Origin of the sequence: Mesorhizobium sp. M0870 (genome assembly GCF_040319775.1) — a bacterium.
GTDB lineage: Bacteria > Pseudomonadota > Alphaproteobacteria > Rhizobiales > Rhizobiaceae > Mesorhizobium.
This window is the reverse complement of sequence record NZ_JAMYOI010000042.1, coordinates 39,764-46,215: the sequence shown is the minus strand read 5'-3', so window position 1 is coordinate 46,215 and position 6,452 is coordinate 39,764. Positions and strand designations below refer to the sequence as shown.

Here is a 6,452-nt window from a genome sequence, read left to right as displayed (position 1 = left end):
CGGGCCTACCCCACTGCGGCGGCCCCGTCCGCGCCGGCCCAGGGGTCCCGGTGCCCCTGGTGCCCCCCCCAACACGCCCCGTTGTGGTGCGCGCGCTGGGCGCGGGGCTGTTTTTACGGGGGGCGGGGGGGCCCCCCCCCCCACGGTTCATAGGCCAGCCTACATGCCGAGCGAAGCTTTGTAGAGCTTGATCTGGTTGTCGCGGCCGATCTGGTCGGTCAGCTTCTCCCAGGCCGCCGCAATGGCGTCGGCGCCTTCCTGCGCCTTCATCTTGCCGGCGAAAGTGTTGGCCAGGATGTCCTCGGCGGCGCTGTAGTACTGGAAGATGCCGGGGATGCGTGGCTCGATCGCCGCGTTCGGATGGTTGTAGCTGTCGGATTCCGACTTGAGGTAGGAGGTGATGAACGCCTCGTCGTAGCCGGCCGCCACCCATTCGGGAATGTCGAAATGCGAGTTGCGGTAAGGCTGGAAGCCCGATGGATACATCGCCGTCCAGATCGACAGGTCCTTGCCGCCGAGATGAGCGGCGGCGGACCATGCCGCCTTCTTCTTCTTTTCGTCGGCATCGACGCGGGCCATGACATAGACGCCCCAGCCGAGATAGGCGCAGTTGGGCGCATAGTTCGGGCCGCTGGCGAGCTTGTCCCAGGCGCCGGTCTTCGCATTGTAGACATCGTCCGAGCCAGGCAGGATCGAGAAGCCGGTGACGTCGCCGACGACGGAAGAGTCGTTGGTCTTGACGTTGGAGCCGACGTCGCCCCACCAGGTGACCATCGAGCCGGTGCCGGCCAGGAACTGCTGGAAGGCGGTCGTGTTCGGATCGGCGTTGATCTGGTCGGCGGGTTCGGACGGCAGCGCGTCGATGACGTCCTGGATGGCGCGCACCCAGGCCGGATTGTTGACGCGCGGCTTCATCGTGTCGGCGTCGAACAGCCAGGCCTTGTCGTCCGGATGCTTGGCATAGGCGCTAGCGCGGCTGCCGAGGAAATAGAAGCCGAAACCACCCCACGCCTTGGGCGCGTCGAGATAGCCAAAGACGTCCTGGTCCTTGAGTTTCTTTCCCTTGAGGAACTTCGTCACCGCCTGGACCTGCTGCCAGGTCTTCGGCACGCCCCATTCACCTTCGCCGCCGCCGTCCTTCCAGGCCTTGGCGAGGTCGGCATCGGTAAACACGTCGGTGCGGTAGTTGAAATTGTGCGCGTCGCCGTCGACGGTCACGCGGTATTGCTTGCCGTCCCAGGTGCCGACCGGCGGCTGCAGATAGGCCACGACGTCCTTCATGTCGATCTGGTCCTTGACCCAATCCGGCATTTCCGAGGTCAGGCCCTTGCCGCAGACATCGCCTTCGAACGGCGCGCCCATCTCGATGATGTCGAAATCGACGGTGCCGGTGGCGATCGACTGCTGCAGGCGGGCGTTGTAGTCGGCCTGCGCCAGGTCGATCCAGTTGATCTTGGCGCCGGTATAGGTCTCCCATGGCTTCAGGAAGCCGCGGAACAGCACATTGTGCAGGTTCTGGTTGTTGAGACCCATGAAGGTCAGCTCGACGCCGGCGAATTCGCCTTCCTTGACGTTGGCCTTGGTCGCCTCGAGGCAGAGTTCACCGACCTTCTGGAAATCGGCGTCCGTCGGCTGGCCTTTGCCGACGCCGGGGATCTGCAGGATTTTGGAGCGCAATTCGCTTGCCGCGGAGGCCGGTCGCGTCAAGGCGCCAAGTCCGGCGCCGGATGCGGCTGCGATCGCGGCCATGCTGGCCGCGCCCTTCAATATGTCGCGCCTTGTGGCGCCGGCACGAACCAGTTTCTCGTAAAGACCCGTTCTCATCGCCTATTTCCTCCCAGAACATCAGTGTGAATAAATCGGCCAACTGTCGGACGCTGGAGCGCCAAGGATGCTCCCCGGTTCGGAAACGAATTAGGCAGGACCCCACCCTGCGTCGATTGAAATTCCCTGCGGATCGGGTACCGACATTTTGACCAGCGCCTGCCACTATTCTCACAACCAAACGCCGTGTCAACGAGAGCGGGTTTTTATCTATAAGAGACCGACTTGCCCTGGCAGGTCGCGTTGGGTAGCTTCTGCGCCTACGGCTAATGGAGCCGATGGGGGAGATATGGCGCAAGTCGCGATCAGCAAGGTGGCCAAGGCCTTTGGAACGGTCAAGGTTCTGCACGAAGTCAGCGTCGATATCGCAGACGGACAGTTCGTGGTGCTGGTTGGCCCTTCGGGTTGCGGCAAGTCCACGTTGCTCAGGATGGTGGCTGGGTTGGAGACCGTCTCCGCCGGCACGATCGCCATCGGCGACCGCGTCGTCAATCATCTGCCGCCGGCCAAGCGCGACATCGCCATGGTGTTCCAGAACTATGCGCTCTATCCGCACAAGACGGTCGAGCAGAACATGGCCTTTGCCCTCAAGCTCAGGAAAACCGATCCGGCCGTGGTCGCCGAGCGGGTCAAGCGCGCCGCCGATATCCTCGACCTCAACCCTTATCTGAAGCGCTATCCCCGCCAGCTTTCCGGCGGCCAGCGCCAGCGCGTGGCCATGGGCCGCGCCATCGTGCGCAATCCGCAAGTGTTCCTGTTCGACGAGCCGCTCTCCAATCTCGACGCCAAGCTGCGCGTGCAGATGCGCACCGAGATCAAGGAGCTGCACCAGCGGCTGAAGACCACTACCATCTACGTCACCCACGACCAGATCGAAGCCATGACCATGGCCGACAAGATCGTCGTCATGCGCGACGGCCGCATCGAGCAGGTCGGCGCGCCGCTCGAACTGTTCGACAGACCGGCCAACCTGTTTGTCGCCGGCTTCATCGGTTCGCCCTCGATGAACCTGCTCAAGGGCGTCATGCGCAAGGGTGCCAGGCCCGGTGTCGACATTGCAGGCACGCTGTTCCCGATTGCACCAGGCAATGCAGCGCAGGATGGCCAGGCTGTCGTCTATGGCGTGCGCCCGGAGCATCTCGAGATCCATCCCGATGGCGTGCCAGCGAAGATTTCGGTGGTCGAGCCGACCGGCTCGGAAACGCTGGTGTTCCTGCGCTTCGGCGACGGCGAGATGGTGGCGCTGTTTCGTGAGCGGCACGACTTCAAGCCCGGCGACACGCTGACCCTGAAGCCCCGGCTCGATCAGATCCACCTTTTCGACGCAGAGACCGGCAAGCGTCTCTGATCCCAACTCACGAGGAATACCATGCTCAAAGGCATCAACCCGCTGCTCAATGCCGACGTGCTGCAGGCATTGCGGGCAATGGGGCATGGCGATGATCTGATCATCGCCGACACCAATTTTCCGTCCGATTCGGTGGCGCGCCAGACGGCGCTCGGCCGCGTGCTGCGCATCGATGCCTCGGCGGCGCAAGTGGTCAAGGCGGTGCTGTCGCTCTACCCGCTCGACACATTCGTCGATGATTCGGCCGCACGCATGGAGATTGTCGGCAAGCCGGACGAGATTCCGCCCGTGCAAAGCGAAGTGCAGAAGGAGGTCGACAACGCCGAGGGCAAGTCGTGGCCGATGATCGCGGTCGAGCGTTATGCTTTCTACGAGCGCGCCAAACAGGCCTATTGCGTGATCCAGACAGGTGAGCGCCGCTTCTACGGCTGCTTCGCCTTCCGCAAGGGCGTCGTGCCGCCGGATGCGGAGTAGCGGCATGGCTTCGGGCAAGCCGGTCGTCATGAAGCCGGTCGTCATCCTGGGTGTGTTCGTCGCCGACACCGCCTACAGGGCGCAGCGGCAGCCGCGCATGGGCGAAACCATCCTCGGCACATCCTTCACGCTGGGGCCGGGCGGCAAGGGCTCGAACCAGGCCGTGGCCGCCGGGAAGCTCGGCGCCGACGTCACCTTCCTCACCCGCCTCGGCGTCGATCCCTTCGCCGACATGGCCAGGCAGACCTGGGCGCAGGCGGGCGTCAAGAATGCCGTCATCGACACGCCGGAAAGCTACACCGGTGCCGCCTACATCTTCGTCGAGGAGACCACCGGCAACAACGCCATCATCGTCAGCCCCGGTGCCGCCATGCTGATCTCGTCAGCCGATATCGAGGCCAATGCCGGGCTGATCGGCGGTGCCGGCGTCTTTGTCACCCAACTCGAACAGCCGATCGAAGCAGCCATGCGGGCGCTGGAGATCGCGCGTGGGGCAGGGGTGACGACGATCCTCAATCCGGCCCCCGCGGCAAAGCTTCCCGACCGCATCTACACGCTCTGCGACTACCTCACACCCAACGAGACCGAGACGGAGGAACTGACCGGGATGAAGGTGTCCTCGGTCGACGAGGCGCGGCGCGCCGCGGACAGCCTGCTCGAAAAGGGGGTCGGCACGGTCATCGTCACGCTCGGCGACAAGGGCGCGCTTTTGCACTCTAAGACCCGCTCGGACCATGTTCCAGCCGTCAGTGCCGGGCCGGTGGCCGAAACCACGGGGGCAGGCGATGCCTTCAATGGCGGGCTTGCCGCAGCACTTTCGAGGGGCGTGGAGCCGCTGCAAGCGGTGCGCTTCGCCTGTGCCGTCGCTGGCATTTCGGTGACCCGGCCAGGGACCGCGCCGTCAATGCCGACGCTTCGGGAGGTCGAGGCGCTGCTGGCTGGGGGATAAGATCGGCTTGGCTGACTGGCCGCTGACGCCGCCTCCGGCCAGTTCTTGAGGCCCTATGGTTTTTTCGAACGCAAGCTTGTGGAGATATTGCGCAGCGGGCCTGTGAAGCGCCAGCTTCTGGACTGATGCAAGGCCGCGACTTGCATCTGGCACGCTTGCAACCTTTGTTCGATCTCGTCCTTCTCGTTCCTGGCATCCGAAGCGGCGCTCTGCAGCCCGACGCTGCTTTGGTGAGCCGCCTCAAGCGCACTGCGCAACCTTGAGATTTCAGAATGCAATGTCGCCTTCTCGGCTTCAGCGCTTGCAAGCATCGGTCGGATCGTCTGCACATCCTCCCAGGCAAGGCGCGCTACCAGATCCCCGACGGCACGGCGCATCTGCTCGCTCCAGGCCCTGGGATCAACGCGCATGAGGCGCGAGTATTCGGATTGTTCCTTGCTGGCGTTCGGTATCCAGACTCGCAAGGCCGAAGGCCACCAGCCGGCTCTGTCGGCGATATCAAGCAGTGTGGCGAGTTGGGATACTGCGGAGTGCCGTGATTTTTTCCATGCGGCGCTGAAATGCAGGACGGTTGGAACGCGGCAATAGGTGAAGGGGTTTCGCGGATTCTCGCGCATGATTCGCCGCCACAATTGCCAGTCCCCGGCCGATGCGACGTCTTCGGGCCAGACATCTCGCGACGGCAGGCAATCGGCCCGATACAGGAAGCAACTGGCGGGTATCGTGTTGCCGACCTCAGTGAACCCCCTGAACTCGTCGGCCAGGTCCAGATTGGTCAGGAAGGGGGCTGCGATGCCATCGGTGGAAACCCACAGCGCCTGACTGTACGCGATGGCAGCTCCAGTTTTGAGGCCATCCGCCAGGATCTCAAAATGATCCGGAAACAGGAGGTCGTCATCGGCGGCAAAGCCAATCAGCTCGCCGCGTGCCTCACGCAGCACGATGTTGCGGTTCGCGTAGCCGAAGTTCGGCGCCTTGGGGAGATCGAAGAAACGAATGCGGCTGTCATGGAAGGCTTCGACCACCTCGGCCGTGCCGGCCGCGCAGCCGTCGCCGACGACCAGCAATTCAAAATCGTCGACGGTCTGGTCCAGCACCGATTGGATAGCCACACCGATGACATCCACGCGCGAGTGCGTCGGCATGAGGATGGAAAAGCGGGGCTTGCTCACCATCCCTTCGCGCTGCCGAAATCATGGGGGATGAGATCGGTATCGATCGGCAGGCGATACTTATCGGGATTTGCGTGATCGTATTGTATCGTTGGGAAGTTGATGGCGACCACGTCGGATGTTCCGATGTTTCGGTCGGCATGCCAGACAAATTTCGGAATATTGACCAGGCGTGGATGATTGCTGGAGAGGTAAACCTTCGAAATCTTGCCGTATGTGCTGGATTCGGGGCGAGGGTCATAAAGGACCAGTTCCATCTCGCCGCTGATCACAAAATAGCGGTCCTCGTGCAGCTTGTGCAGGCCCCACCCTTTCACCAAGCCAGGGCGAATTGTGAACATGTAGGAAAAGACCAGCGGGTCGGCATGCCAACCCCAGCGCGGGTCATAGATCTCCGTGACGCTGCCGCGGTCGTCATTGTGCCGGATGCTGTCGAAAAAGGACATGCCGTCCACAAGAGGCGTGGTGCTTTGCCGCTGCTCGTCCAGAGTCCGTTGATCCTGCTGGGCGGCGGCAAGTGTGGTCTCCAGAAGATTCAGGCTGGTGTGATCGCTCATGAACAAAGTCCCCGCTGTTTGACTGCCTTCAGATCGACCTTCCTCTCACAATTTTCGATGGATGTCCTGATCGAGCTCACAGGTTCGTGCAGCCATGATGACTTTTTCGGGGGCGGTTGGATGGGATC

6 protein-coding genes are annotated in these 6,452 nt (G+C 62.7%); 3 read left to right on the top strand and 3 right to left on the bottom strand.

From position 1 onward, the window contains the following. Positions 1-159: 159 nt before the first annotated feature. The gene (locus NKH97_RS30825) at positions 160-1,824 is read right to left on the bottom strand and encodes an ABC transporter substrate-binding protein (protein ID WP_023810293.1); all 1,665 of its coding nucleotides are present in this window, start codon (positions 1,822-1,824) and stop codon (positions 160-162) included. A 289-nt stretch (positions 1,825-2,113) separates the two neighbouring features. On the opposite strand from NKH97_RS30825, the gene NKH97_RS30820 reads away from it, so the two are divergent. From NKH97_RS30820 to rbsK, 3 genes are read left to right on the top strand one after another with little or no spacing between them, the layout of a single operon-like run. Next, the gene (locus NKH97_RS30820) at positions 2,114-3,172 is read left to right on the top strand and encodes an ABC transporter ATP-binding protein (protein ID WP_023810294.1); all 1,059 of its coding nucleotides are present in this window, start codon (positions 2,114-2,116) and stop codon (positions 3,170-3,172) included. Between the two features lie 21 nt (positions 3,173-3,193). Continuing rightward, positions 3,194-3,646, top strand: a complete 453-nt coding sequence (locus NKH97_RS30815; protein ID WP_023810295.1) for an RbsD/FucU family protein — start codon at positions 3,194-3,196, stop codon at positions 3,644-3,646. A gap of 4 nt (positions 3,647-3,650) precedes the next feature. Beyond that, positions 3,651-4,595 carry a ribokinase gene (gene rbsK / locus NKH97_RS30810; RefSeq protein ID WP_023810296.1) on the top strand — a complete coding sequence of 315 codons (945 nt, stop codon included), beginning with the start codon at positions 3,651-3,653 and terminating at the stop codon, positions 4,593-4,595. A gap of 53 nt (positions 4,596-4,648) precedes the next feature. On the opposite strand, the gene NKH97_RS30805 is transcribed toward rbsK, so the two are convergent. Both NKH97_RS30805 and NKH97_RS30800 read right to left on the bottom strand, forming a co-directional pair. After that, complete coding sequence (locus NKH97_RS30805; protein WP_023810297.1) at positions 4,649-5,770, bottom strand: glycosyltransferase family 2 protein; 1,122 nt, start codon at positions 5,768-5,770, stop codon at positions 4,649-4,651. Next, positions 5,764-6,324 (bottom strand): polysaccharide biosynthesis C-terminal domain-containing protein, encoded by a 561-nt coding sequence (locus tag NKH97_RS30800; RefSeq protein WP_023810298.1) that lies wholly within the window; start codon positions 6,322-6,324, stop codon positions 5,764-5,766. Before NKH97_RS30800 ends, NKH97_RS30805 begins: the two co-directional genes overlap by 7 nt. Positions 6,325-6,452 lie beyond the last annotated feature (128 nt).

Coding starts and splice junctions, on each gene's coding strand:
- NKH97_RS30825 (WP_023810293.1), bottom strand. CDS start 1,824: ATGAGAACGGGTCTTTACGAGAAACTGGTTCGTGCCGGCGCCACAAGG.
- NKH97_RS30820 (WP_023810294.1), top strand. CDS start 2,114: ATGGCGCAAGTCGCGATCAGCAAGGTGGCCAAGGCCTTTGGAACGGTC.
- NKH97_RS30815 (WP_023810295.1), top strand. CDS start 3,194: ATGCTCAAAGGCATCAACCCGCTGCTCAATGCCGACGTGCTGCAGGCA.
- rbsK (WP_023810296.1), top strand. CDS start 3,651: ATGGCTTCGGGCAAGCCGGTCGTCATGAAGCCGGTCGTCATCCTGGGT.
- NKH97_RS30805 (WP_023810297.1), bottom strand. CDS start 5,770: ATGGTGAGCAAGCCCCGCTTTTCCATCCTCATGCCGACGCACTCGCGC.
- NKH97_RS30800 (WP_023810298.1), bottom strand. CDS start 6,324: ATGAGCGATCACACCAGCCTGAATCTTCTGGAGACCACACTTGCCGCC.